27 protein-coding genes are annotated in these 24,227 nt (G+C 53.9%); 21 read left to right on the forward strand and 6 right to left on the reverse strand.

Annotated elements, in window-relative coordinates:
* Positions 1 to 24: 24 nt before the first annotated feature.
* The 7 genes from PUV47_RS09075 to PUV47_RS09105 all read left to right on the forward strand — a co-directional run bounded on the left by PUV47_RS09075 (position 25) and on the right by PUV47_RS09105 (position 6,128).
* Positions 25 to 552, forward strand: a complete 528-nt coding sequence (locus tag PUV47_RS09075) for a retropepsin-like aspartic protease family protein (RefSeq protein WP_274218207.1) — start codon at positions 25 to 27, stop codon at positions 550 to 552.
* Between the two features lie 132 nt (positions 553 to 684).
* Complete coding sequence (locus tag PUV47_RS09080) at positions 685 to 1,629, forward strand: hypothetical protein (RefSeq protein WP_274218208.1); 945 nt, start codon at positions 685 to 687, stop codon at positions 1,627 to 1,629.
* A gap of 59 nt (positions 1,630 to 1,688) precedes the next feature.
* A complete protein-coding gene (locus PUV47_RS09085; protein ID WP_274218209.1) occupies positions 1,689 to 2,723 on the forward strand; it encodes a histone deacetylase family protein in 1,035 nt (344 codons plus the stop codon).
* Positions 2,724 to 2,892: 169 nt separating this feature from the next.
* Positions 2,893 to 3,327, forward strand: a complete 435-nt coding sequence (locus PUV47_RS09090; protein WP_274218210.1) for a DUF805 domain-containing protein — start codon at positions 2,893 to 2,895, stop codon at positions 3,325 to 3,327.
* A gap of 89 nt (positions 3,328 to 3,416) precedes the next feature.
* The gene (gene dapE, locus PUV47_RS09095; RefSeq protein ID WP_274218211.1) at positions 3,417 to 4,586 is read left to right on the forward strand and encodes a succinyl-diaminopimelate desuccinylase; all 1,170 of its coding nucleotides are present in this window, start codon (positions 3,417 to 3,419) and stop codon (positions 4,584 to 4,586) included.
* Positions 4,587 to 4,614: 28 nt separating this feature from the next.
* Positions 4,615 to 5,208, forward strand: coding sequence for a hypothetical protein (locus PUV47_RS09100; RefSeq protein WP_274218212.1), 594 nt, complete (start codon positions 4,615 to 4,617; stop codon positions 5,206 to 5,208).
* Positions 5,209 to 5,300: 92 nt separating this feature from the next.
* Positions 5,301 to 6,128: a DUF2189 domain-containing protein gene (locus PUV47_RS09105; RefSeq protein ID WP_274218213.1), complete on the forward strand. Its 828-nt coding sequence runs from the start codon at positions 5,301 to 5,303 to the stop codon at positions 6,126 to 6,128.
* Here the strand turns inward: PUV47_RS09105 and truA are convergent.
* The 5 genes from truA to def form a co-directional block, all read right to left on the reverse strand.
* Positions 6,125 to 6,949: a tRNA pseudouridine(38-40) synthase TruA gene (gene truA / locus PUV47_RS09110; protein ID WP_274218214.1), complete on the reverse strand. Its 825-nt coding sequence runs from the start codon at positions 6,947 to 6,949 to the stop codon at positions 6,125 to 6,127. The genes PUV47_RS09105 and truA overlap by 4 nt on opposite strands.
* A gap of 145 nt (positions 6,950 to 7,094) precedes the next feature.
* On the reverse strand, positions 7,095 to 7,634 hold the full coding sequence (locus PUV47_RS09115) for a GNAT family N-acetyltransferase (protein WP_274218215.1): 540 nt from the start codon (positions 7,632 to 7,634) through the stop codon (positions 7,095 to 7,097).
* Positions 7,631 to 7,972 carry a MazG-like family protein gene (locus tag PUV47_RS09120; RefSeq protein WP_274218216.1) on the reverse strand — a complete coding sequence of 114 codons (342 nt, stop codon included), beginning with the start codon at positions 7,970 to 7,972 and terminating at the stop codon, positions 7,631 to 7,633. The genes PUV47_RS09115 and PUV47_RS09120 overlap by 4 nt, the downstream gene beginning before the upstream one ends.
* Positions 7,973 to 7,996: 24 nt before the next feature.
* Positions 7,997 to 8,938 carry a methionyl-tRNA formyltransferase gene (gene fmt, locus PUV47_RS09125; protein WP_274218217.1) on the reverse strand — a complete coding sequence of 314 codons (942 nt, stop codon included), beginning with the start codon at positions 8,936 to 8,938 and terminating at the stop codon, positions 7,997 to 7,999.
* 168 nt (positions 8,939 to 9,106) lie between these two features.
* Entirely contained in the window at positions 9,107 to 9,631 is a 525-nt protein-coding gene (def, locus tag PUV47_RS09130; RefSeq protein ID WP_274218311.1) for a peptide deformylase, read from the reverse strand.
* A gap of 159 nt (positions 9,632 to 9,790) precedes the next feature.
* Between def and PUV47_RS09135 the strand changes: the two genes are divergently transcribed.
* The 14 genes from PUV47_RS09135 to PUV47_RS09200 all read left to right on the forward strand — a co-directional run bounded on the left by PUV47_RS09135 (position 9,791) and on the right by PUV47_RS09200 (position 23,311).
* Complete coding sequence (locus PUV47_RS09135; RefSeq protein WP_274218218.1) at positions 9,791 to 10,540, forward strand: SDR family oxidoreductase; 750 nt, start codon at positions 9,791 to 9,793, stop codon at positions 10,538 to 10,540.
* A gap of 99 nt (positions 10,541 to 10,639) precedes the next feature.
* Positions 10,640 to 11,851, forward strand: a complete 1,212-nt coding sequence (locus PUV47_RS09140) for a DNA recombination protein RmuC (protein WP_274218220.1) — start codon at positions 10,640 to 10,642, stop codon at positions 11,849 to 11,851.
* Between the two features lie 105 nt (positions 11,852 to 11,956).
* Positions 11,957 to 12,382, forward strand: a complete 426-nt coding sequence (locus PUV47_RS09145; RefSeq protein ID WP_274218221.1) for a VOC family protein — start codon at positions 11,957 to 11,959, stop codon at positions 12,380 to 12,382.
* An 11-nt stretch (positions 12,383 to 12,393) separates the two neighbouring features.
* Entirely contained in the window at positions 12,394 to 13,386 is a 993-nt protein-coding gene (locus PUV47_RS09150; protein ID WP_274218222.1) for a carbon-nitrogen hydrolase family protein, read from the forward strand.
* A gap of 32 nt (positions 13,387 to 13,418) precedes the next feature.
* Positions 13,419 to 14,363, forward strand: a complete 945-nt coding sequence (locus PUV47_RS09155) for a 2-hydroxyacid dehydrogenase (RefSeq protein WP_274218223.1) — start codon at positions 13,419 to 13,421, stop codon at positions 14,361 to 14,363.
* An 88-nt stretch (positions 14,364 to 14,451) separates the two neighbouring features.
* A complete protein-coding gene (locus tag PUV47_RS09160; protein ID WP_274218224.1) occupies positions 14,452 to 14,670 on the forward strand; it encodes a Flp family type IVb pilin in 219 nt (72 codons plus the stop codon).
* A 105-nt stretch (positions 14,671 to 14,775) separates the two neighbouring features.
* A complete protein-coding gene (locus tag PUV47_RS09165) occupies positions 14,776 to 15,297 on the forward strand; it encodes an A24 family peptidase (RefSeq protein ID WP_274218225.1) in 522 nt (173 codons plus the stop codon).
* Between the two features lie 211 nt (positions 15,298 to 15,508).
* The gene (cpaB, locus tag PUV47_RS09170) at positions 15,509 to 16,285 is read left to right on the forward strand and encodes a Flp pilus assembly protein CpaB (RefSeq protein ID WP_274218226.1); all 777 of its coding nucleotides are present in this window, start codon (positions 15,509 to 15,511) and stop codon (positions 16,283 to 16,285) included.
* A gap of 4 nt (positions 16,286 to 16,289) precedes the next feature.
* Positions 16,290 to 17,738 (forward strand): type II and III secretion system protein family protein, encoded by a 1,449-nt coding sequence (locus PUV47_RS09175; protein WP_274218227.1) that lies wholly within the window; start codon positions 16,290 to 16,292, stop codon positions 17,736 to 17,738.
* An 11-nt stretch (positions 17,739 to 17,749) separates the two neighbouring features.
* Complete coding sequence (locus tag PUV47_RS09180; protein WP_274218228.1) at positions 17,750 to 18,484, forward strand: CpaD family pilus assembly protein; 735 nt, start codon at positions 17,750 to 17,752, stop codon at positions 18,482 to 18,484.
* A gap of 12 nt (positions 18,485 to 18,496) precedes the next feature.
* Complete coding sequence (locus tag PUV47_RS09185; RefSeq protein WP_274218229.1) at positions 18,497 to 19,786, forward strand: AAA family ATPase; 1,290 nt, start codon at positions 18,497 to 18,499, stop codon at positions 19,784 to 19,786.
* Between the two features lie 22 nt (positions 19,787 to 19,808).
* Positions 19,809 to 21,317, forward strand: a complete 1,509-nt coding sequence (locus PUV47_RS09190; protein ID WP_274218230.1) for a CpaF family protein — start codon at positions 19,809 to 19,811, stop codon at positions 21,315 to 21,317.
* Complete coding sequence (locus PUV47_RS09195) at positions 21,310 to 22,326, forward strand: type II secretion system F family protein (protein ID WP_274218231.1); 1,017 nt, start codon at positions 21,310 to 21,312, stop codon at positions 22,324 to 22,326. The genes PUV47_RS09190 and PUV47_RS09195 overlap by 8 nt, the downstream gene beginning before the upstream one ends.
* Before the next feature lie 10 nt (positions 22,327 to 22,336).
* Positions 22,337 to 23,311, forward strand: coding sequence for a type II secretion system F family protein (locus tag PUV47_RS09200; RefSeq protein WP_274218232.1), 975 nt, complete (start codon positions 22,337 to 22,339; stop codon positions 23,309 to 23,311).
* Here PUV47_RS09200 and PUV47_RS09205 read toward each other — a convergent pair.
* Positions 23,308 to 24,111, reverse strand: a complete 804-nt coding sequence (locus PUV47_RS09205) for a tetratricopeptide repeat protein (RefSeq protein ID WP_274218233.1) — start codon at positions 24,109 to 24,111, stop codon at positions 23,308 to 23,310. The two genes, PUV47_RS09200 and PUV47_RS09205, sit on opposite strands and share 4 nt — an antisense overlap.
* Positions 24,112 to 24,227: the final 116 nt, after the last annotated feature.

Below are 24,227 nucleotides of genomic sequence, written 5' to 3' on the forward strand. Positions count from 1 at the left end.
GTTTTTGGCTTAAGGGAGGAAGACATGCAACGCTATCTGATTGTCCTTGCGTTGGCGGTTGTTGCCGCAGTCTTTGGCCCTGATTTATTGCAGAGGCATCTCGGACTGAACGAGCGTGGGTCTGAAGACAGAACAGCTTCGACAACCGATGCGGACAAACCCCAAAAACAGATGAGCAAGACCATCGTGTTGAAGGCCGATGGTCGGGGTCATTTTGTGGCGTCCATTCGCATCAACGGAAAGCCGTCAGAAGCGTTGGTGGACACCGGTGCCACATTTGTCGCGATGCCAATGAAGCTCGCTCGGCGCTCAGGCATCAATGTGGCGCCGAATGACTTCACCGCAGACGCTGAAACGGCCAACGGCCGAATAAAGTTCGCACCTGTTACAATCGATCGGCTGGACGTGGCTGGTGTGCGCATTCGCAACGTTCAAGCGGGTGTGGTTCCGGATGATGCGCTGTCGACCGTATTGCTGGGCATGTCAGCTGTTAGCCGCCTAGGGACTGTGGAGCTGAAAGACGGAAGTCTTGTAATCAGGCACCCTCGGTAAGCCCTTGGCTTTTTTGCTCTACTAGGGGCTATGCTTATGTCCAGCTTGCCTTGGTGCAGAAATCGAGCGACCATTTTCATGACTTGAAACAGACTTGAGAGGAGGGCAGGTCTCAAAGCTGGGAGTAGGGTCATGACAATCAGGTCTTTCGGGCGACTTGCGGATCAGCAGGAAGTACAGGAGATCAAGATCCGGCGCGGCGAGCTGTCGGCAAACATCCTCACTTATGGGGCCGTGTTGCGACGTTTGAGGTTTGAAGGCCGAGACGTGGCAGTGGGCTTCGATAGCATTGAGGACTACCTTCATCATGCGCCTGAGCTTGGAGCCATCATCGGCCCTGATGGGCCAAAGCTGCAACGAGCGAATGAGGCAAGCGGCAAAAGAAGTGAGGCCACCAGCTTTGCGCGTCACCTCTGGACGCTTGATGAGGCAAGTGCAGACAGCGTTCAACTGTCACTGAATATCCCCTCTCAACATGTGCCTCATACAGGTTTTCTTGAAATCTCCTGCCGTTACACGATCACACCCAACAACACGCTTCAGATCGAGTTGGAGGGGGCATGCGAGCATGAAGTCGTCTTTAATCCGCGCTTTCATGGTGTTTTCAACCTCAACCCTGACAATGAACTCAGTGCTCACGAAATCTCCATCCCGGCCTGTGGGTACACCTCCCTGTCATCTGGGCGGGTTCCATTCATTCAAATCGCTGATGTAGCTGGCACGCCGTATGATCTGAGGGACATCCATAAAATGCGCCCTCACAGAGCAACGCAGTTGAACGCCAATTACTACATGCGTCTGAACCGCTTGCAGGTGCCGGAACTGTCCGCCGTGGTGCATGAGGAAACAACTGGAACCAAAATGGAAGTCTGGTCTACGGAGCCCGGCCTGTTCTACGAAGAAGGGCGCGAGGTTTTCGAAGGATCTAAAGGTAATGCTCTGTCGCGACGCACACGTCAGGGGTTTTCCATTGAACCTCAGGGTTGGCCGGAAGGTACTGAGAAGCATGATTTTTCCAATGTAATTCTCAGACCCGGTGAGATATACAAGCAAAGAACCGAGTTCAGATTTTCATAAGGCTGCTTCAGAGCGATGACCGGCTCGCCGGGGTGGCTGGTCATTAGTGGGAGCCCGATTTGAAGACAATTTTTTCTCCGGACCAAATGCTCCATGCGCCGCGCTTCGAGGTTTCTGACGGTAAGCTCGAGCCCGCAAAGGAAATTCCCTCGCGCGCGCAAATGGTGGTGGACCGTTTGAAGGACGTATCTTTTGGTGAGATCCGCGAGCCCGACGCGTTCAGCCTGGACCCGATTTTGAAGGTACACGCGGCGGACTATATCGAGTTCCTGAGTGACTTCTGGTCCATGTGGCAAGCCGAAGGCCGCACCGAAGAAGAAGCATTTCCATTTGTTTGGCCAGTACGACAATTGCGGGCCGATATTGTCCCTGACCAGATTGATGGCAAGTTAGGTTTCTATTCTTTCGATGCCGGTACTCCGATCGGCCCATACACTTGGACCTCTGTCCGCAAAAGCGCTGAAACGGCTCTTACTGGTGCAAAAATGATATCCGGCGGCGAAAAGAGTGCTTTTGCGTTGTGCCGCCCGCCCGGGCACCACGCCCACCATCGTTTTTTCGGTGGTTACTGTTTCGTCAACAACGCAGCCGTCGCAGCTCAGTACTTAAGGGACAACGGAGCCCAAAAAGTATCGGTGCTCGACGTGGATTATCACCATGGCAATGGCACGCAAGCGCTGTTTTATGACCGCCAAGACGTGCAGTTTCTTTCAATCCACGCAGACCCCAAGGTCGAGTTTCCCTATTTCCTTGGCTATGCAGATGAAAGTGGCGTTGGAGCGGGTGAAGGCTTCAACCACAACTATCCTTTGCCTCATGGAACGCCTTGGGACGCGTGGTCGGACGCATTGAACACCGCATGTTCCAAGATCGAGGCTTATGGGCCAGACGTGCTGGTGGTGTCGCTCGGCATGGATACCTATGAGAAGGACCCAATTTCACAGTTCAAGCTGAAGACCGACGAGTTCAATCGGATCGGTGAGAGATTGGCTCAACTGAAACTACCTTGTTTGTTTGTCATGGAAGGTGGATATGCGGTTGAGGACCTCGGCATCAACTGCGTGAATGTGCTTACCGGCTTCGAGCAGGGCTAACGCGTTGGAGGCAAAGGCAAATGCCCGCGGGTAGGGGCGAATGTTTCTTAGGCTAACCTATTGAAAAATGCCGCAAAATGCTGCGTTTCTTTAATTCATGCCTCTTGAATACCATGGGCAGAGCGCGTACATCACTGCCCATGGTGATCCAACAGTAAGTGAAGTGGCAATGGCGAAGGCGGCAGGCCGGAAACTTGGAATTCTTTGGCTTTTTTTCAGCCCGGTTGGGCGCGTGTCTCGCGAGCCGTTCTGGCTGGCGATGGCGCTCATGTGGTGCGTTATGTTTCTCGCGTTTTATGTCAGCGCGGGCACAGTGCTCAATCAGGCAGACGCGCAGACACCAACTGCTGATCTGATCAATATGGTCATGGCCTCCAACGGCATATTGCCGATCATGGTGATGCTCTCCAAATGGTTTGAGGTGGCTTTGGTTGTAAAGCGCCTGCATGACCGTGGATGGAGTGGGCTGTTCGCGCTGCTGGTGTTTTTGCCGCTGCTCAGCATTCCCGTAGTGCTGTTCGTGGGCTTGCAACCAAGCCAGCCCGGCGCCAACCGATTTGGCCCGAGACCAAACAGTGTGCCGGAGCGCAAGAGCTCAACATAGGCAAGCATACTGTGGCAGTTGAGAATTGTTCATTCTGACCAGTGAACTATAGATTGACCGCGGGTAGGGCTGGGTCTACATGAAGGCGTATGACTGAACAGCTTTCCCCAGCGGTTGAAATCTGCCGCGACCTTATCCGTTGTCCCTCTGTAACGCCTGCTGAAGCTGGTGCATTGCAAGTTCTTGAAGACTTGCTGAAGCCTGCGGGTTTCGAAGTGCACCGCCCAATATTTTCGCAGGAAGGTACTCCTGACGTCGAGAACCTGTTTGCAACCATTGGCAGCGGTAAACCGCATTTCGTTTTTGCCGGTCACACGGATGTTGTGCCGGTTGGGGATGAAGCTGCTTGGTCCCATGGCCCGTTTGAGGGGGCGATTGTTGATGGCATGCTCCATGGTCGTGGCACTGCAGATATGAAGGGTGGCGTTGCTGCCTTCGCTGCAGCTGCACTGGCCTATGTAAAGGCTCATCCGGAAGGCATTCCCGGTCAAATCTCATTCCTCATAACGGGTGATGAAGAAGGCCCTGCCATCAACGGCACCGTGAAGCTGCTGGAGTGGGCCAAAGAACAGGGGTATGAGTTCGATGCGTGTATCGTGGGCGAACCGACCAATCCGGACGCGCTGGGAGATGCCATAAAAGTTGGCCGCCGTGGTTCGCTTTCAGGGGCAATCACCGTTCGCGGCGTGCAAGGTCATGTGGCCTACCAGCATCTTGCGGAGAACCCGATCCCCGGCATGCTCAAGTTGCTGAGCGCACTTGCCAACATAGAGCTGGATCGTGGTAACGAGCGCTTCCAGCCTTCCAATCTCGAAATCACAAGCGTTGATGTGGGCAATGCTGCTTCCAACATTATTCCGGCCAAGGTGGAAGCAAAGTTTAACGTTCGTTTCAATGACACCTGGTCTGTAGCGAGCCTGCAAACCCACCTGCAAGACTTGCTGAAAGAAGTGGCTCCGCGTGGGCTGGACTGGGAACTGCAGTTCAAGCAAGACAATAGCGATAGTTTCCTCACACATGATACGGCTCTGATTGAGAAGCTGTCCTCCTCGGTTGAGGCGGTTACGGGGCGTCGTCCGGAGCTTTCGACAGGTGGCGGTACTTCTGACGCAAGGTTCATCAAAAACTACTGCGCTGTGGTCGAATTCGGTTTGGTAGGCAAGACCATGCACAAGGTGGATGAGCAAGTGGCCGTGAAGGATCTGGAAGAGCTGGCCGTGATCTATGGCCGGTTCCTCAATGACTACTTCGCATCCTGATTTTAGAACGCCTTAGGGGGTTTGCTGCATGTTGCCATCACTGACTGAAGTCAGACACTCTGTCCAAGGCTCCTGGCTGCTTGTTAAAGGCCGCTCTGAGGGGATGAGCTATTTCGACTTGTCGGCTGATGGCTTCTGGCGTTCGTTCACGGTATTGCTGTACGTATTGCCTTTCTACATGCTTGGCAACGTAACAGAGGCTCAGCTCGGAAAAGAGCTGGGTGAGCCTTTATCGGCCAACGGCGGCGGCTTGTTGCCGCTGCCAAAGCTTTTCACATTAGTGTTGGATTGGATCGGCTTTCCAATCATCCTCGCGTTTCTGGCCTCCCTATTGGCCGTTCGAAATACCTACGGCGCCTATGTGACTGTACGCAATTGGACGACCCTGGTGGTCGTGATCCCCCATGCGGCTCTGAACCTTCTCTATTTGGCGGGTGTTCTGAATGCCGACATGCTGCTGACACTCAGCCTGTTCGTGGTGGGTTGGGTTCTCTGGGTCCATTTTACTGTGGCGCGTATTGCGCTTTCGGTAGGGGCGGGCTTGGCAATTGGCCTTGTGGTCCTAGACTTTATCTTGAGCCTGTTTATCGTGCAGATTGTCGACCAACTGTTTTCCTTGTGACTAAATAACTAAGAAATTTACCTTAAGTAAGCTGGAAAATGGCCGCGTTTAACGGCACTCTATGTTTGGGAGAAACGTAGAGGGAGTTAAACATGGTCAGAGATCATATTGGCCAGGCGACGCATCTGGACGATGCCGCTGAGCGACAAATACCAGTCGTTAACAAGATCGAGATAGCCGATATTGTTGATGCGCTTAAGTTGGGTATGAAAGACTTCAGAAGGCAACCGCTCTACGGTTTGTTTTTTGGATGCTTTTTTGCCATTGGCGGCAACATGATCGTGCTGATGAGCTTCTTTTACAATCAAAGCCACTTGAGTTATCCGCTCGCCGTTGGTTTCTGGCTGATCGGTCCCTTCATTGCAGTCGGCCTTTACGAAGTCTCCCGGCGTCTTGAGAAGAATGAAGAACTGTCATGGCGCGGTGTACTGGGCATCATGTGGGACCAACATCGCCGAGAGCTTGCCTGGATGGCCTTTGTAGTCATCTTCATTCTGCTCATGTGGATGTTTGAAGTGCGGCTTTTGCTGGCGCTTTTCTTGGGATTTAGCGGTTTTTCGACCTTCGGAGAGTTCTTGCAAGTAATGTTCACAACGCCCCAGGGTTTCATGTTCCTTGTGGTCGGAAATGTTGTGGGGGCGTTGATCTCCCTGATCCTGTTCTCACTAACAGTGGTGTCATTTCCCCTGTTGCTGGACCGGAGTTACGATTTCATTACCGCCATGATTACGAGCGTTAAAGTGGTGCTCGCAAGCCCCGTTGTCATGATCGGTTGGGGGTGGGCCATCACTCTCATTCTGCTGGCATCAATGGCCCCAGCGTTCATCGGTTTGATCGTGACATTGCCAATACTGGGTCATACCACTTGGCACCTTTATCGAAAGGCTGTTCGGTTCGAGGACAAGCCTAAACTGAACTAGGCTTTTTCTTCAGAAGCAGGAGTGGCGCTTGCAGCAAGGCTAGCCTGATACTCGGCCAGCGATGCAGCGTCCTCCTCTGGAGACCGGTAGTCAACTTGAGTGAGGTAAAGGCCTTCCGCTACGGCGACAGGACCGCAGGCTTTGCGGTCACGTGCCTCAAGGGCCTGTGCTACATCTTCCTTTGTCCATCGCCCTTCGCCAACCAGTTTTAGCGTACCCACCATGGAGCGCACCTGATTGTGCAAGAACGAGCGTGACGAGCATTCAAGAAATACGTTTTCTTCTCGGCGGTACACCGCCATCCGTTCCATGGTTTTCCACGGGCTCTTGGCCTGACAGCGCGTATGGCGGAAGGTGGTGAAATCGTGATGGCCAACGAGCACTTGCGCTGCCTCATGCATGGCGTCTGCATCCAGCTCAGGCTTCACATGCCACGCCAAGCCTTTGTCGTAGGTCAAAGGGTAGGGCCGGTTCACAATGCGGTAGCGGTAGTAACGGCGTATTGCTGAGAAGCGGGCGTCAAACCCCACGCCGGTTTTTTCGCAGGCAAGTATGGCAACAGGGTCCGGCTGCGCATGAAAGTTCAGCGCATTCATGACTGTTTCCGCCGGCCAATCTTTTTCAAGGTCCAGATGCGCCACCTGACCGGTAGCATGGACACCTGAATCTGTGCGCCCCGCTCCGCCAATGGTCACCGTTTCACCACAGAAAGACTTGATGGCCCGCTCGATGACACCTTGAACAGTCGGTCCATTGTCCTGCCGTTGCCAACCAACGAAAGGGCGTCCGTCATATTCAACTGTAATCTTGTAGCGAGGCATGAGTGCTGGTGAACCGTTTTTGTATTTTCAGTAGGAGCGCGTTTTTGATTGAGGCCTGTTACCCTCAATCGTGTGCGAGCGCAACCCGCTGTGCAGACGAAGCCGAGTAGTTCCCATTGGTGTAGGCGCTATAGCGCAGCTTTGGCTAACCAAGCTTTTGAAAAGGTGTTGCGTAGCTGACTTCAATTGGCAAGCCATCGCGCCCTTGAGCTGTCAAAGGCAGCGCCATGAACACTGGACCTGCGAATGGCCCGCTGACTTTCTTGGCCACCTCAGCATCAAACCCGAAGCGTGGGTAGTAGTTCGGATCACCCAGAACGAGAACAAGATCTTCACCCATCCCTTGCAGGTCATCAATGCTCTCGCGAATGAGATAGGCACCGATCCCGCGACCTTGAATGCCAGGTTCCACGCAGACAGGTGCGAGACAGGTGATGTTGAGGCGATGACCAGGACCGGCACCTGTCACGCGCGAATAGGCCACGTGAGCGACGATCTCGCCAGACGGGTCAACGGCGACTTTCTCAACGACAAGCATCCCACAGTTACGCAAGTCGTCGACAAGATCTGCTTCCAGATCCCGCTTGAAGCACTTTTCAACGAGCGCGCGAACAGCGCTGTGATCCTCTGGCTGAACGGTGCGCAGCGTTGCAACGTGCTCGGAACTAAAAGGTGCGTCGGTCATGTCCTGTCTTTCTGCAGTGTTGCTTCCCATTTTGCGCACTTTAGCGCAATCAGCCGTTCCAGCTCAGATAAAAACTGGGCATCGGATTCACAAGTGTGCGCGAGTATCGCCAGTGAGACAATGAGCGCATCAACGCTTTCTTCGCGCACATCCGAGGTATCCAGCGACTTGTATTCAGTGCCGGGAGCCTTTGTGGCACTCAGGACCGCTTGGGCAACCTCTCCAACTTCTTCGCTCAGCTTCAGCGTGCGTTCCTGAAGCGTTTTGGGATCGCGTTGGGTGATCGCAAAGATGCGCTGCAGAGCGGGCCTCCAAGCCTGCGGGCTGTCCAAGGTCATGCTGGTCTCCCAAAAAGCACCGTGTCAGACCAGAGGCACTGCTGTATCCAAATGGCCGCCACGCAGAAACTCCTCTGCGCTCATGCTTTTCTTGCCAGCGCGCTGAAGCAAGGCAAGTTTTACGGCACCCTCAGCGCAGGCGACAATAAACTCATCTCCTTCAGCCTTTAAGATCGTGCCAGAGGTCCCTGAACCTTCTGCAGCAGAGGAGCGCAGAACCTTCACACGCTCTTTCTTTGTGCCGAAAGTCATTTCAGTCCACGCCCCTGGGAAAGGTGAGAGGCCGCGAATGTGATTATGAACTTCCGCAGCTGGCTTCCTCCAGTCAATGCGGGTTTCTGCCTTGTCGATCTTAGAGGCGTAAGTGACGCCTTCCTCGCTCTGAACGGTCTCGGTTAGCCCGCCGCGGGACAACGCAGAAAGTGCGCGTACCATCACATCACCGCACAATGGAGACAAGCGATCATGGAGCTCGCCCGTTGTCATGTCTGGGGTAATGGCGATGCTCTCGCTCATGCAGACGGGGCCAGTATCAAGACCAGCTTCCATCTTCATCACCTGTACGCCTGTTTCCGTGTCACCAGCCATAATGGCGCGGTTGATCGGGGCCGCGCCGCGCCAACGTGGCAGCAAGGAAGCATGGCCGTTCAGGCAGCCGTATTCTGGTGCTTCAAGAATGGCCTTCGGAAGGATCAGTCCATAGGCCACAACCACTGCAACGTCCGCTTGATGCGAGCGAAAAAACTCTTGTTCTTCAGCGCTCTTGAGGGACGTGGGTGTGTAGACCGGAATGCCAAGGCTTTCCGCAGCTTCATGTACAGCGGTCTTGTGCAGTTCCATGCCGCGTCCAGCCTTTCGTGGCGGCTGGCTGTAGCACGCGACCACGTCCCACCCTTGCCCGACGATGTCCATCAGGGTTGGAACTGAAAACTCCGGGGTGCCCATGAAAACGATACGAAGTGACATGATGATCCTGATCTCGGCTGAATGGATGTTGCAGCACTCTTATAAGCATATGCCGTTCAAGGGAACCAACCAGACCTATGAATTTGGAAGAGTACCCAAAAACGGCAACAAACAAAAATGGCGCCCGAAGGCGCCACACTGCTCGTGCTTGGATTTCAAATAGGTTCTCTAGGCCCGCATTTTCGCGGCTTTTTGGAACTTCTTCATGATGCGGTCCCGCTTGAGACGTGACAAGTAATCAATGAAGAGCACACCATCGAGGTGATCCAGCTCGTGCTGAATGCACGTCGCAAGCAAACCGTCAGCTTCCAGTTCGCAGGCTTCACCATCCCGGTTCAGGTAGCTTACTTTGATGGCTATTGGACGCTGAACTTCCTCGTAAATCTCCGGGATAGACAAACAGCCTTCCTGGTATGGCGCTGTTTCCTCTGAGCTCCAAGTGATCTCCGGATTGATAAAGACACGAGGTTCTTTCTTGTCTTCTTCACCCTCGCCACGCTCTGCAACATCAACCACAAAGATGCGCTTTAGCACACCAATCTGGCTGGCTGCCAAGCCAATACCCGGCGCTGCATACATGGTCTCCAGCATGTCATCGGCAAGCTGGCGAATTTCGTCGTTTACCTCCGTGATCGGGAGGCACTTTTGGCGCAGAACTGCGTCTGGCAGGATTACAATCTCGCGTGTCGTCATAGCTTTCAGATATGGGATTACCTTGCCCACGTCAACGAGACATTTGGAGGTGCTCAGCGGATAAATCTTCCCTCCAAGCATGGACATGCACCATATGGTTGACGCACACTGCCGCGGCCCGAAGGGCTCCCAATCAATAATACAGGAGGAAAGATACAAATGTCTTTAGGATCTGTCGTCATTACGGGTGCAAGTCGGGGAATCGGCGCCGCCACGGCCGTTCTTGCGGCAAAGCGTGGATTTAGTGTGTGTGTGAATTACACATCCAATGAAGAGGCTGCTGACCAAGTACTTGCTAAAGTAACCGAAAATGGCGGCATGGCCATAAAGGTTCAAGCGGATGTGAGCCGCGAGGATGAAGTTGCCCGCATGTTCGATCGGTGCGAGCAAGAGCTGGGCCATCTCAGCGGGCTGGTAAACTCCGCCGGTATCATGAGCCCGAACATGCGGCTGGAAACCATGGACTTCGCACGGCTTGAGCGCGTGTTCCGCATCAACGTGCTGGGTTCAATTCTGTGCGCCAAGGAAGCTGTGCGGCGCATGTCGCGTACCAACGGCGGCCATGGTGGGGCGATCGTGAACCTCAGCTCAGTTGCCTCTCAGCACGGAGCCCCCGGAGAAAACGTGGACTATGCAGCCAGCAAGGGCGCCATTGATTCCTTCACCAAGGGCCTCGCCAAGGAAGTGGCGGCAGATGGCATCCGTGTAAACTGTGTGCGTCCGGGCCTAACGGCTACAGAGCTGCACGAAAGCACCGGTGATCCAGAGCGCATTGTGAACCTGGCGCCGTATGTTCCCATCAAGCGCGTGGCGGAACCCCATGAGATTGCAGAGGCCATCATGTGGTTCCTGTCAGATCAATCCTCATACTGTGTTGGTGCAATTCTCGATGTGTCTGGCGGTCGCTAGGCGTCTCGCCAGCTTGAAGGTGCTCTGAGCTGTGCGCGAGCGAGGGCTTGCCGAGATCAGTGAATGGTTCTTGCGTCAGAATCGTTCTATGTTTGTTTCATGTCGCAAGAACCACTCATTACTCTTGGATCTCTCAGCTTCTCGTTGCAGCAAGCCGTTGCCATACTTGTGTTTTTCGCTGGAATGGTGACGCTCTGGTTTGGTGTTCGCATGCGCCAAAATGCGCGAACTGCTGAAAGACAAAGAGCTTTGGCAGAGCGCCGGGCCGAAGAGATGGAACACATGATGTCTCAGCTGGCCAAGAGCCAGTCTGAGATGACAGGTCGCATGCAGACGATGGCAGAGATCTTCGGTTCTCGGCAATCGGATCTCCTGCGCGTGGTGAACGAGCGGCTTGAGGGCGTCGGCAAATCGCTGAGCTCGTCAATGATGCAGTCCACAAAGCATACGCACGACAGCTTGCGCGCTGTGCATGAGCGGCTCGCAACTTTGGATCAGGCCCAAAAGTCCATGGGAGTTTTGGCTGGCGAGGTGGTGAACCTGCGACAGGTACTCTCTGACAAGCAGTCGCGAGGTGCGTTCGGACAGGGGCGGATGGAAGCCATTATCGAGGATGCGTTGGCTCCGTCCAACTATGCCTTTCAGGCGGTGCTGAGCAATAACTCGCGACCTGATTGCCTGATCCATATGCCTTCAGGCGCGCCGCCACTGGTTGTAGACGCCAAGTTTCCATTGGAAGCTTTTGAGGCCATGCGGTCCGCAGAAACTGCGGATGAAAAGAAACAGGCAGCGACGCGTTTCCGCCGGGACATTGCACGGCACATTGACGACATCAGCAGTAAGTATCTGCTGAATGGCGAAACGCAGGAAACCGCTCTCATGTTTGTTCCCTCCGAGAGCGTTTTTGCGCACATTTATGAGCATTTCGAAGACCTCGTCCAGCGTGCCTATCGGGCCCGTGTGGTGATTGTTTCTCCCTCGCTCCTGATGCTGTCGGTCCAGGTCGTGCAATCCGTCCTGCGAGATGCACGCATGCGTGAGCAGGCCCACGTCATTCAAAAAGAAGTAGCGCATCTGATGGAAGATGTAGCGCGGCTAACGGAACGAACGGGAAAGCTGCAAAGCCACTTCAGCCAAACGGCCCGCGACCTTGAACAGATCCAGACGTCCAGCGGCAAGATACAGCGCAGAGGGCAACGCATCGTTGATTTGGGATTGGGTGCTGAGCACCATGAGGGGACAAGGCCGCCCGAGCCGCTCCAAACAACACTTGAAGATGACGAACTGCCGCCGCTCTTTTCCGGTCGGTGAACCTCAGGTGCGACGAGTTTTTTCTTAACCGCATAATGCAATTAGCTGCTGACGGCTTGGCCATCTAACGGGTAGGGTATTACCCATAGTTGAGAGGAGATTCTCATGCGCCGGCCATTTCATCTTGCATTTCCAGTTACCGATTTGGACAGTACGAAGCGTTTTTACCACGATGTGCTGGGCTGCACCGTGGGTCGTGAAAGTCCCGGAAAATGGGTGGACTTCGACCTTTTTGGGCATCAAATGTCCGCGCATCTGCGGCCTCAATCCTTCGCGTTGAATGCGGGCTCTGGTGCGGTTGATGGAGATGCTGTGCCCATTCCCCATTTTGGCGTTGTTTTGACCATGGAACAATGGCACGCGCTTGCGGAGCGACTGAAGCAGTTTCCCGAGGTGAGCTGGATCCTTGAGCCAAAGGTACGCTTCCAAGGAGAGCCGGGCGAACAGGGTACATTCTTCATTTCCGACCCATCTGGCAACGCTCTTGAGTTCAAAGGCTTTCAGAGCGACGAACAGATATTCGCAGTTTGAAGGGCTTGGCTATGAAACTCGTAGAAGCAACTGGAACGGTCCTCTCTCCCAACAAGCAAGAACACCTCAAGGTTGGCATAGCGCAAATTGCGCCCATCTGGTTGGACCGAGCGGAAACGCTGGACAAGGTGATCGACTGCATAGATCAGGCGGCTGAGCAGGCATGTAAGCTGGTGGTGTTCGGCGAAGCAATGGTGCCGGGTTATCCATTTTGGCTTGAGCGCACTGATGGTGCGCGGTTCAATGATGCCAAGCAAAAAGCGTTGTATGCACACTATGTCGATCAAAGCGTCACCATCGAGAGAGGTGATCTGGATGGTGTTTGCGAAGCAGCCAAGGCGGGCGACATGGCTGTGTATCTCGGTGTGATGGAGCGGGCTCCGGATCGAAGCGGACATAGCCTTTATTGCTCTTTGGTTTACATAAACAATCAGGGTGAATTCGGGTCCGTTCACCGCAAGCTCCAGCCCACCTATGAAGAACGCTTGGCATGGGCGCCCGGAGACGGGCACGGTCTGCGCGTCCACGGGCTTGAACCGTTCAAGGTGGGTGGTTTGAACTGCTTTGAAAACTGGATGCCGTTATCCCGTGCAGCGCTCTATGCGCAAGGCGAAGACCTGCATGTGGCAGTGTGGCCAGGAGGGCTCCACAACACGGAAGACACGACTCGTTTCATTGCCAAGGAAAGCCGCAGCTATGTCCTTTCGGCGTCCGGGCTGATGCGCCCAGAAGATTGTCCGGAGAAAACGCCCGCACGCGATGAAATCCTCTCTGAAGGCGAGCCTTATCTGGCTAACGGGGGTTCCTGTATTGCCGCTCCGGATGGCAGCTGGGTTGTGCCGCCGCAAGTGGGCGATGAGGTGCTGATCACCGCCGTTCTGGACCACTCTCTGGTTCGAGGTGAGCGGCAGAATTTTGATCCAGCTGGCCACTACAGCCGCCCAGATGTGACACGGCTCCATGTCAATCGAAAGCGGCAAGCGCTGGCCGAATTCGAAGACTGATCAGATTTAGTACTAGGAACAGGGATTGGTGAATGACTTTAGTCATAGCAGTGCGGAACTTTGATGCAGAAGAATGGGCAGAGCGCATGAGAAAGCGTCTGCCGGGTAAAGAAGTCGTCATCTGGCAAGAAGGTGCGGTCCTCCCTGAAGATGTTGAGTATGTGCTGGCTTGGAAGCCGGAAGAAGCCGTTTTTGAAACGATCAAAGCGCCGAAAGCCATCTTCTCGCTTGGCGCTGGTGTCGACCATCTGATGAAACTCGATAACCTTCCAGAGGCTCCAGTCGTGCGCATCGTTGATCCTGATCTCACAGCGCGAATGACTGAATGGGTTGTGTTGCAAGTGCTTTTGCACCATCGAAGTCATCTGACATATGATGCACAGCAAGCAGACCGGCTTTGGAAGGGGCATCGCCAACCTGCCGCGAAGCACGTTCGTGTCGGCTTGCTCGGGCTTGGTGAGCTGGGCGGAGATGCAGCACGTGCTTTGTCCCGTCTCGGATTTAAAGTCTCAGGATGGTCGCGAAGGTCAAAAGTCATTGAGGGCGTAAAGTCCTATGCGGGTGACGAGCGTCTTGATGCCTTCCTTGCAAACACCGATATCCTTGTGAATCTCCTGCCCCACACAACGGCAACAACCGGGCTGGTAGACGGAGAACTCCTCTCAAAACTTGCGCAGGACGGCGCGCTGGGCGGGCCGGTCTACATCAACGCGGGTCGCGGTGCCACACAGGTTGAAGCTGACATTGCAAAGATGTTGCAGGAGGGAACATTGAAAGGCGCGAGTCTGGATGTGTTTGCCGACGAACCCTTGGCAACGGAAAGCCCCCTCTGGGACGCGCCGGGGTGCGTGATCACGCCTCATGTGGCCGCTGAAAGTGATCCAGAAGCTCTGTCAGATTACGTTGCGGAACAGATCAAGGCATTTGAAGCCGGAAGACCGCTTCAAAATGTGGTTGATCCAAGAACCGGTTATTAGCCAAAGTGGCAAGTTTCTGCTTTTGTCTGAGGCAGATTTACACCTTCGAAAATTCTCTGGCCCATGCTTCACGCTAAAAAGGTGCGGTATGGGCCAACGTTTCTCCAGATTTCTTGCAGCAGATTCCGGCACAACCTCAGTTGAATATGGATTGATAGGCGGCATCGTCGCGTTGGCCATGATAACGATCTGTGGCCTCAATCAGGTCTATGCGCCCGCAGCACCTGAGAATGAGCAAGTTCAAAGCACTACGGCAGACGGCATTGATGCCATGTTGATGCCGACCCAATCACTGGCAACCGAATGAGAGCTATTAGCAGGATTAACCAGTTTAAAGTGGCGGTACGTTAATTCGATCTTTGCAATTTTATCCAATAAGCGATTGGAGATGCTTTCGGCTCCGGTGGATTCTATGCTTGCTACAGCGCTTCTTGTTTTCTTTCCTTTCATTATGATTTATGCCGCCATCAGTGATCTCTTCACGATGACCATCCCCAACTACATTTCTCTTGCCTTGATAGCAGGCTTTGCTGTTCTGGCTCCGCTTGCCGGCATGTCATTCGAAACCGTGGGTATTCACTTCGCAACGGCACTCATTGTGCTTGGTGCGGGCTTCGGTCTGTTCGCGCTTGGTGTGATGGGAGGCGGGGACGCGAAGTTTGCGGCCTGCGTTGCCTTGTGGCTTGGTTTTTCTGTCGCGTCCGTTGAGTTTTTGCTGCTTATGGCGATTTACGGCGGTGTGCTGACAATCGCAGTTCTGCTCTTCAGAAGCTTCCCGGTCCTGCCGCTTTTTATGGAAAAGCAAACTTGGATCTCACGGTTGCACAACAAGAAGACGGGTGTGCCATATGGAATCGCAATCGCATTTGCGGCTTTGCAGGTCTACGGCACAAGTGCGTGGTTTGATCAGATCGCCGCACTGTCTGCTCTCTAATCCAATCCACTTTGTTTGTTAACAGAAAGTAAATTCCTCAAAACGCATGTGGCTTACATGTGTTGGTGGAGTTGTTTTATGGTTTTCTGAAATCTTGGCTGCACCAATTACAAATAAATACTAGTCACAATTAACCATGTCTTGACCATTTTGCAGCAGGTTAAGGTTAACCAATTGCGAAATTTCCCTGATCGAGAGGGCTGGTCTCAAAATGAATATGGCGCGAGTTGTTGTTCTTGGTATCGCGTTGGGAGCGGGCTTGATTGCGTCCATGCTTGTCTTGAGCATGACGTCTTCAGAGCCACCGGCTCCTGTCGTTGTAGAAGCTGAGCCAATTGAAACTGGCGAGATACTTGTTGCGACAGCCGACTTGCAGCTGGGCCAACGTATAGCCTCCGAAAACATTGAGTGGGTCAAATGGCCGGAAGAGGCGATTGCTGATGGCGCTATTCGCCGCGATGCGCGCCCGGAAGCGGCGTCGGAGCTGGTTGGGCAAATCACGCGATCCGCGATTTTTGCCGGTGAGCCTATCCGCTCAGAGCGGATCATTGATACCGATAGCGGGTTCCTCTCTGCAATCCTGCCCAAAGGAAAGCGTGCTGTCGCCGTCTCCGTGGATGCGGTCAACACCGCGGGCGGTTTCATTCTTCCCGGTGACAAGGTGGACCTCATCCTGACGCGCTCCACTGAAGGCGCGGATGGGTATCTCAGCGAAACCATTCTGGAGAATATTCGCGTTCTGGCGATCGACACGACCACCGAAGGCGAGCGTGATGATAAGGCAATGACGCCGGATAACACAGCGACCTTGGAGCTTTCGCCCTATCAGGCAGAAATTGTCACGCGGGCGCAGCAGGCTGGAACCTTGTCACTCGCGCTGCGCAGTGCACGTGACGTTTATGGCGAGGGCGAGGAACCGCCCCAAAAACGTGGTGCCATCAATTTCGTGAAGTTTGGTGTTTCCTCCCAATCTTCCAGCGGGCAGTAGTCACATGAATCATTTGATTAAAAAGTTTCCTGCAATCGACCGCGTCAGAGTCGCCGCTGCTAAGTTCGGGTTGGTGCTGATCTGCGCGATGCTGGTTTTAACTGGCACCCAAGGTGGTGCAAGCTTTGCGCAAACGGCGTTTCCTGCGGAAGTTAACATTGATGTAGCAGCGGCCCACCAGACACAGCGCTTGGCTGTTGGCTTGGGCCGGTCCGTCATCCTTAACTCCAGCGAAGAGGTTCGAGACGTCCTCGTCTCCAATCCGGGCATTGCCGACGCTGTCGTGCGAACCAACAAGAAGATCTACGTGTTCGGTAACGAGGTTGGACAGGCAACTTTGGTACTTTTCGGTTCTGGTGGTCGGCAGATTGCGTCCTTCAAGATTCGGGTAGAGCAGGATGCCTCCGACCTTGCAAGCTTGATTGATCGCCTCTTGCCCAACTCGGACATTGAAGTCGAAATGTTGAATGGGACAGTTGTTCTGTCCGGCTTGGCTGTATCTGCTCAAGACGCTCAGATGGCGGCAGATATCGCATCAAAATTCGTCTCAGATGACGACAAGCTTGTTTCCGCGATCAACGTTGCTGAACGAGATCAGGTTCAGCTCAAAGTGACCGTTGCAGAAGTAGAGCGCAGTGTGGTCAAGCAGTTGGGCGTTAACCTGACAGCGAGTGTCTCCTCCGGGAACTTTGGTGCCGGTTTCAACTCGCAGCCCGGCTTTAACGTAAATCCATCTGTAGTAAATCAATCCACTACAATCGGGTCTTTCATTTCCGGTGATGCGAGCGTCACCGCCCAAGTCCGTGCCTTGCAGAAAGACGGCGTTGCCAAAACACTGGCGGAGCCCACACTTGTTGCTGTGTCTGGCGAAAACGCAAGCTTCCTTGCTGGTGGTGAGTTCCCAATTCCAGTGGCCTATGACGACAACGAGGTGAGCTTGGAGTTTAAGCCCTACGGTGTCGGGTTGGACTTCACGCCGGTTGTTTTGTCCGAAGGCCGTATCCGTCTCCGGGTTAAGACCGAGGTGAGCGAGCTGTCAAATGAAGGTGCAGTGAGCATTACGGGCGGCATTGCCGTCTCGGCGCTAAAGGTGCGCCGTGCCGAGTCTACTGTGGAGCTGCCATCAGGTGGCACGCTGGTCATGGCAGGCTTGCTGAAAGAGGATTACGCGCAGGAGATTGATGGAGTTCCCGGCCTCAGAGCTCTGCCGATCTTGGGGACACTCTTCAAGAGCCGTGACTTCCGCAACCAGCAGACCGAACTTGTTGTGTTTGTAACGCCCTATGTGGTCCGGCCTGTGGCGAGCGCGCAGCTCTCCCGTCCTACTGACAATCTGGTGCAGCCGGATGATAGCTCGACGATTTTCCTCAATCAACTCAATCGCATCTACAACAACCGAGAGGTGCCCCTCAAAGGCAGCTACCACGGTGACATTGGCTACATTTACGAGTAGGGGTCGGAGAGATGAGTTTCAATAAACAGAGACGAGATGGCTCCAACCTGAGTTCCATGGCGACACGACTTAGTGTAGTTGGCTTGGTGTCGGCGTTGCTTGTTGGCTGCCAGAGCGCGCAGCCGCAACAGCCAGTCTCACTCGCCGATTTTGACTATCGTCAGAAGCACCCAATAATTTTGACAGAGGCCTCCGAGAACTTCGACATCCCGTTGGGCGGGAATACCCGCAACATCAACCGACAACTCAGTTCCACGATTATGGCTTTCGGCCAACAAGCGAAGGCTGAGGGAAATGGGTACGTTGAGGTGCTTGTGCCTTCGGGTTCGGCTAATGAGGCGGCTGCAAAAGCAGTCACCCCGCAAATCCGTAGCGCCTTAAAAATGGGTGGGGTTGAACCCTCTCGGATTGTGACAAGGGCCTACCCGGTAGATGACAGCTATGCTTCAGCCCCAATCCGGTTGTCCTTTGCGCGCACCAAAGCAGTGGTTCCTCACAAATGCGGCGAGTGGCCGGAAAACCTGGTCGGAGATATGGAGAACACCACACCCGACAACTTCGGCTGCTCCTATCAAGCGAACCTAGCCGCAATGATTGATAACCCCGCCGATCTGGTGCAGCCGCGGGCTGAGACACCAGTTGATGTCCAGCAGCGTCGCGACATGTTCGGCAAGTATCGCACCGGACAGCAAACGCCCTCTCAGTACAAAGAGGGCGTAGGCGCACAAGTTAGCGAAAGTCTCTAAAAAGGCAACGCAATGAACAGTAATGCATCAGATCAGCTGCATATGTCAGAGGTTGGTTCAACTCCGGCGTTTGAGCCAAACCAAAGCTACGAAACTGCCGCAGTTCCTCGCGTGTCAATCGCCGCGTTTTGTGAAACCGAGGCGGCTTATGAAACGCTGATAAAAGCGTCCTCCGATCGGCGGATGTCCAAAGCGCACACCAGTGTAAATCAAGGCTCCTTGTCGGAATGCGTTGCGTTGTATGAGAACGCACCAACACCGAACCTGTTGATCATTGAAACGACGCTGGACGGCCAAGCGCTGCTTCGCGAGCTGGATACGCTTGCAGATGTGTGTGATCCTGGCACGCGTGTCATGGTGATAGGTCAAATCAACGATGTGGAACTGTACCGCGCGTTGATGGCCCGTGGCATAAGTGAATATCTGCTCGGCCCCATAGGCATCCACCAGCTCATCGCGACAATCAGCGGCTTTTATGCAGAGCCCGGAGCCGAGCCCCTCGGTAAGACGATTGCTGTTATCGGAGCCAAAGGTGGCTGTGGAGCGTCCACCATCGCCCACAATCTGTCTTGGGTTATTTCCAAGCGGCTCGAAACGGATGTTGCACTTGCCGATTGTGATTTGCCGTTTGGGACTGCGGGTCTGGATTTCAATCAAGACCCGCTTCAAGGAATGTGGGAGGCCGTTTCCGCGCCAGAACGTCTTGACCAGACGTTTCTTGATCGCTTGCTTTCCAAGTGCAATGAACGGCTAAGTTTCCTTGCTGCACCTGCTTCACTGGACAAGCCCTACGACTTCTCAGAGGAGCATTTCGATCAGCTTGTCGAGACCATGCGATCCAGCACGCCCACCGTGGTATTGGACCTTCCGCACACCTGGAACGCTTGGGTTCGGCACCTGCTGGAAACCGTGGATATCGTGATTGTTGTCGCTGAGCCGGATCTCGCAAATCTGCGCAATGCAAAGAACTTGGTGGATGCGCTGGTGCAGCTTCGACCAAATGACATTCGTCCGTATCTGGTTCTGAACAAGGTGACTATTCCAAAACGCCCGGAGATCAAGCCAGACGAGTTCAGCAAAGCTTTGGATGTTCAAAACCTTGCATCTATTCCGTTTGATCCGGGCCTGTTTGGCACAGCTTCCAATAACGGACAAATGATCGGCGAGTTCGATCAAAAACACGCAGTTGGCGGCCTGTTTGAAGACATGGCACGGGTTGTGACGGGCAGGGGAGAAGTTGGAAGAAAAAAACAATCTGCCCTGTCTTCAATTTTCTCGAAACTCAAGAAATCCAAAGCCTAGGCAGTGTAGGGAGCGCGTATAAATGTTCGGACGCCGCGGTAACAATGGTGATCAGCCTCGCAAAGCACCGTCACAGATGTCGGGCGCACCCGAGGCCGCGCCCAGTGTGACCCCAAGTCCGACTGTTGCGCCGCCAAAGCCTGCGTATGCAGCGCCACAAGCTTCTCCGGCAAAAGTTGAGCCAGTCAAGAAGCCTGAGCCAACCCCAGAGCCGCCGAAGCAGAACAGCTCCAGAAGATCGCCCGAGTATTACGCGACCAAGTCTTCCATCTTCAACGCGTTGGTTGAGGCCATTGACCTTTCGCAGCTGTCGCGGCTTGGTCCGGAAGACGCACGCGATGAGATCCGGGATGTCGTGAACGACATTATCGCGCTGAAAAACGTGGTTATGTCGATCTCCGAGCAGGAAGATTTGCTGGATGACATTTGTAATGATGTCTTGGGTTACGGGCCTTTGGAACCGTTGCTGGCTCGGGATGATATTGCAGATATCATGGTCAATGGCGCGGAAACCGTCTTTATCGAAACCAATGGTATGGTTGAGAAAACGGGCATTCAGTTTCGCGACAACAAGCAGTTGATGAACATCTGTCAGCGCATCGTGTCACAGGTTGGGCGGCGTGTTGATGAATCCAGCCCGATCTGCGATGCGCGCTTGCCAGATGGGTCACGCGTCAATGTCATCGCTCCGCCATTGTCGCTTGATGGGCCATCTCTCACAATTCGTAAGTTCAAAAAAGACAAGCTTACTCTCGACCAGCTTGTTCAGTTTGGATCGATTTCGCCTGAAGGCGCCCGGCTTCTGGAGATTATTGGGCGCGTCAGGTGTAACGTTATCATTTCCGGCGGTACCGGTTCGGGTAAGACAACGCTTCTGAACTGTTTGACGCGCTATATCGACAGCACTGAGCGCATTATCACCTGCGAAGATAGTGCGGAACTCCAGCTGCAACAGCCTCACGTGGTTCGTCTGGAAACACGCCCTCCCAACCTGGAAGGTGAAGGGCAGATCACGATGACGGATCTGGTAAAGAACTGTCTTCGTATGCGACCTGAACGCATCATTGTTGGTGAGGTCCGTGGCCCAGAGGTATTCGACCTGCTGCAGGCCATGAACACAGGCCACGATGGGTCGATGGGTACGATCCACTCCAACTCGCCGCGCGAATGCTTAAAGCGTATGGAATCCATGATCGCTATGGGAGGGTATACACTCCCCGCGCGCACTGTCCGCGAGATGATCGTCGGGTCCGTTGATGTCATCGTGCAGGCGGCGCGTTTGCGCGATGGTTCACGTCGCATTACGCACGTCACAGAAGTCGTGGGCATGGAAGGGGATGTGATTACGACCCAAGACATCTTTGTCTACGACATTCTCGGTGAAGACGCCAATGGCAGGATCGCGGGACGCCATCGTTCCACTGGCATCGGCCGACCACAGCTATGGGAGCGTGCACGCTACTTCAACGAAGAGCAGCGTCTCGCCCAGTGTCTTGATGCCTCAGATGTGGGAGAGGCAATGAATGGCTGACCTTCTGGCTCAACCCGCAGTATTTGGTTTCACAATCGCCTTGTTGGTGACTTTGGCTGTCGGCGGGGTGCTTTATGTCGTGCTGCTCCCGTTGTTTGGGAGCGAAAAACGCAGAGAGCAGCGGTTAAAAAGCGTCATGTCGACAGATGGACGTTCTGCTGTCGCGGCACAGGCCAAGGTCGAGGGAGCTCAGCGGCGCAAGTCCATTCAGGATCAGCTAAAGGTTCACGAAGAGAAACTGCAGCAGAAGAAAAAGAACGCGAACAAGCCAGCGTTTAGCGACTGGATGGCTCAGGCTGGGCTGAGCCTCAGCAAGAAGAAGTTTTACATCTACAGTATCGTGTTTGGCCTAGGTCTCTCCGCATTCACCTATATGTTGGGGCAGAGCCTTCTTGTGGTCTTGGCTTTGGGTTTTATCGGCACGTTTGGTATGCCTCGCTGGTACATTGGATTTTTGCGGAAACGCCGCTTGCGCATGTTTCTAGATGAGTTTCCTAATGCCGTGGATGTAATTGTGCGCGGCGTAAAAGCCGGCTTGCCTCTTGGAGATTGCATTCGATTGGTTGCAGCCGAAGGTCAGGAACCGGTGAAAACGGAGTTTGGGCGGATGGTTGATGCCCAGCAGCTGGGAGTGCCGATTTCTGAAGCGGTTCACGGTTTGGCCAAGCGCGTGCCAGTAGCTGAAGCAAATTTCTTCGCTATCGTGATCACGATCCAGTCTCAGGCCGGTGGCGGTTTATCTGAGGCATTGGGCAATCTCTCCAAGGTGCTCAGAGAACGAAAAGCCCTCAAAGGGAAAATCAAGACCATGAGCGCAGAGGCCAAATCATCGGCTGCAATCATCGGTTCGCTTCCGTTATTTGTCAGTGGGGCAATCTTTCTGCTCAGTCCGGACTATATCAAAATTCTTTTCAATACTTTCGCGGGAAACGTCATTCTCGCTGGTAGTTTGTTCTGGATGCTTGTCGGTGTTCTTGTCATGCGCAACATGATCAATTTCGAGGCTTAGGAGCAAGCAAGTGTCACTTCATTCGTTACTCAATCAGGAAACGTTGATTGCACTTTGTGTGGCGGTTGCAGTTGCTGGCACGATTATCACCATTGCATTGCCTTTATTGGAGCGCGATCACCTGAAGTCCCGCATGAAAACCGTCGCGCTCGAGCGCGAAAACATTCGGGCGAAAGAACGTGCGCGGCTGGCGGCAGAAAAAGAAGCCCAGCGAGCAAACATACGAAACAAGCCGAAGCAAAACGTCAAAGACTTTGTCGACAAGTACAACTTGCGAGAACTTCTGTCGAACGAGCAAACCTCCGCAAAGCTGAAGATGGCCGGCTTTCGAGGAACAGGACCACTCTATACATTTCTGTTCATGCGCATTGTTATGCCAATCGTGCTCGCTTTGGCGTCTCTATTGTATACGTTGGTTCTTTTGGGCGGTTCGCTAAGCTCAATGATGGGACTGGGCATATCCGCTGCAATCGGAGCCATCGGCTTTTATGCGCCAAACATCTATGTTCAAAACAAAATATCAAAACGCCAAACATCAATCCGCAAAGCTTGGCCAGACGCACTGGATTTGATGCTGATCTGCGTTGAATCAGGCATGTCAATTGAAGCGGCCTTCAAACGTGTCTCCGAAGAGATTGGCATTCAATCCATCGAGCTGTCAGAAGAGCTGGCCCTCGCCAATGCGGAGTTGTCATTTCTTCAGGATCGGTCCGTCGCCTACAACAACTTGGCGGAGCGTACGGGCTTGGACGGCGTGAAGAACGTGGTATTGGCCCTCAATCAGGCGGAAAAATACGGTACGTCGCTTGGCTTTGCCTTGCGCGTCATGGCGGATGAAAATCGGCTTCAACGCATGCAGGCAGCCGAGAAAAAAGCCGCGTCATTGCCGCCAAAGCTCACAGTTCCGATGATTGTGTTTTTCTTGCCAGTGCTCTTTTTTGTGATCATGGGGCCTGCAGTGATACAGGTACTTGATACTTTCTAGCCGGACTGGCGGCTCGAAATGCGCTGTTGGAGCATCGATTGCAGATAGGCGATGTTGGCTTCTGCCTGTTTTGGATCAAGCTCTGCTTCAGCCACTGATCGTGCCTGGTCGAATTTGCCCTGCAATCCCATGGCAAGAGCCAGGTTTTGGCGCACACGACTGGTGGCATTTGGGTGGTTCATGGCCAGCTTCAATGCCTGCTCAGCAGCGGGCAGCTCATCCGTCAGGATGTAGGACATGCCAAGATTGTTCAACACACTTGGCTCATTGGGGACGATCGTGAGAGCCTGTTTGTAGAGCTCCCGCGCTTGTTGTGGTTGGCCCAGCTGATCATAGATCGCGCCTTTGGCGGACAGCATGCGCCAGTCAGGATTGGTGGGATCAATGGCATTGTCCAGAACACCCAAGGCTTCTTGAAGCTTTCCGTTTTCCGCCAGCACTTTTCCGTAGGCAGAGGCGACAGTCGGATCCCCGCTGTTATCAATAACAGCTTTTCGTAGGATCGCTTCCGCCTGCCCGCCTTGATTGTTAATGCGAAGCGCCGCCGCATAGTTCATAGCGGACTGCTTGTCCTTGGGGTTTCGCTTGTAGCTATTGCCCCAATAAGACAAAGCACGTTCCAGTTCAGGAGACCCAGCAGCAAGGCTTTTCGTCGAGTGACTGGCTGCAACCGGCCCGCTCCGTGTCGTATTGCAACCACCCAAAAGCGCAAGGCTAACAACGGCTACAGCCAGCGCGCAGCCAAACTTCACCTTTGAAGATGCACTCTTGGTGCGTGCTGTCGAAAGTGGCTGCGCCATCATGTTCGCCCCTGAATTCAAGATTGTGAGAACTGCAGATAATTAGTGAAGCATTAACCCTAATTAGCGGTTAACACCCCGGAGCAGCGTTGCTCATATGAGGGTAATACAGGGTG

Origin of the sequence: Pseudovibrio exalbescens (genome assembly GCF_028737195.1) — a bacterium.
GTDB classification, from domain to species: Bacteria; Pseudomonadota; Alphaproteobacteria; order Rhizobiales; family Stappiaceae; genus Pseudovibrio; species Pseudovibrio zosterae.

Bases quoted from the DNA above. Each gene is read 5' to 3' on its own strand.
- PUV47_RS09075 (WP_274218207.1), top strand. From the start codon at position 25: ATGCAACGCTATCTGATTGTCCTTGCGTTGGCGGTTGTTGCCGCAGTC.
- PUV47_RS09160 (WP_274218224.1), top strand. From the start codon at position 14,452: ATGGGCCAACGTTTCTCCAGATTTCTTGCAGCAGATTCCGGCACAACC.
- truA (WP_274218214.1), bottom strand. From the start codon at position 6,949: ATGCCTCGCTACAAGATTACAGTTGAATATGACGGACGCCCTTTCGTT.
- PUV47_RS09120 (WP_274218216.1), bottom strand. From the start codon at position 7,972: ATGACCTTGGACAGCCCGCAGGCTTGGAGGCCCGCTCTGCAGCGCATC.
- def (WP_274218311.1), bottom strand. From the start codon at position 9,631: ATGACGACACGCGAGATTGTAATCCTGCCAGACGCAGTTCTGCGCCAA.
- PUV47_RS09165 (WP_274218225.1), top strand. From the start codon at position 14,776: ATGCTTGCTACAGCGCTTCTTGTTTTCTTTCCTTTCATTATGATTTAT.
- PUV47_RS09140 (WP_274218220.1), top strand. From the start codon at position 10,640: ATGTCGCAAGAACCACTCATTACTCTTGGATCTCTCAGCTTCTCGTTG.
- PUV47_RS09190 (WP_274218230.1), top strand. From the start codon at position 19,809: ATGTTCGGACGCCGCGGTAACAATGGTGATCAGCCTCGCAAAGCACCG.
- dapE (WP_274218211.1), top strand. From the start codon at position 3,417: ATGACTGAACAGCTTTCCCCAGCGGTTGAAATCTGCCGCGACCTTATC.
- PUV47_RS09115 (WP_274218215.1), bottom strand. From the start codon at position 7,634: ATGACCGACGCACCTTTTAGTTCCGAGCACGTTGCAACGCTGCGCACC.
- PUV47_RS09180 (WP_274218228.1), top strand. From the start codon at position 17,750: ATGAGTTTCAATAAACAGAGACGAGATGGCTCCAACCTGAGTTCCATG.
- PUV47_RS09155 (WP_274218223.1), top strand. From the start codon at position 13,419: ATGACTTTAGTCATAGCAGTGCGGAACTTTGATGCAGAAGAATGGGCA.
- PUV47_RS09080 (WP_274218208.1), top strand. From the start codon at position 685: ATGACAATCAGGTCTTTCGGGCGACTTGCGGATCAGCAGGAAGTACAG.
- PUV47_RS09090 (WP_274218210.1), top strand. From the start codon at position 2,893: ATGGCGAAGGCGGCAGGCCGGAAACTTGGAATTCTTTGGCTTTTTTTC.
- PUV47_RS09175 (WP_274218227.1), top strand. From the start codon at position 16,290: ATGAATCATTTGATTAAAAAGTTTCCTGCAATCGACCGCGTCAGAGTC.
- PUV47_RS09150 (WP_274218222.1), top strand. From the start codon at position 12,394: ATGAAACTCGTAGAAGCAACTGGAACGGTCCTCTCTCCCAACAAGCAA.
- fmt (WP_274218217.1), bottom strand. From the start codon at position 8,938: ATGTCACTTCGTATCGTTTTCATGGGCACCCCGGAGTTTTCAGTTCCA.
- PUV47_RS09145 (WP_274218221.1), top strand. From the start codon at position 11,957: ATGCGCCGGCCATTTCATCTTGCATTTCCAGTTACCGATTTGGACAGT.
- PUV47_RS09135 (WP_274218218.1), top strand. From the start codon at position 9,791: ATGTCTTTAGGATCTGTCGTCATTACGGGTGCAAGTCGGGGAATCGGC.
- PUV47_RS09185 (WP_274218229.1), top strand. From the start codon at position 18,497: ATGAACAGTAATGCATCAGATCAGCTGCATATGTCAGAGGTTGGTTCA.
- cpaB (WP_274218226.1), top strand. From the start codon at position 15,509: ATGAATATGGCGCGAGTTGTTGTTCTTGGTATCGCGTTGGGAGCGGGC.
- PUV47_RS09205 (WP_274218233.1), bottom strand. From the start codon at position 24,111: ATGGCGCAGCCACTTTCGACAGCACGCACCAAGAGTGCATCTTCAAAG.
- PUV47_RS09195 (WP_274218231.1), top strand. From the start codon at position 21,310: ATGGCTGACCTTCTGGCTCAACCCGCAGTATTTGGTTTCACAATCGCC.
- PUV47_RS09105 (WP_274218213.1), top strand. From the start codon at position 5,301: ATGGTCAGAGATCATATTGGCCAGGCGACGCATCTGGACGATGCCGCT.
- PUV47_RS09100 (WP_274218212.1), top strand. From the start codon at position 4,615: ATGTTGCCATCACTGACTGAAGTCAGACACTCTGTCCAAGGCTCCTGG.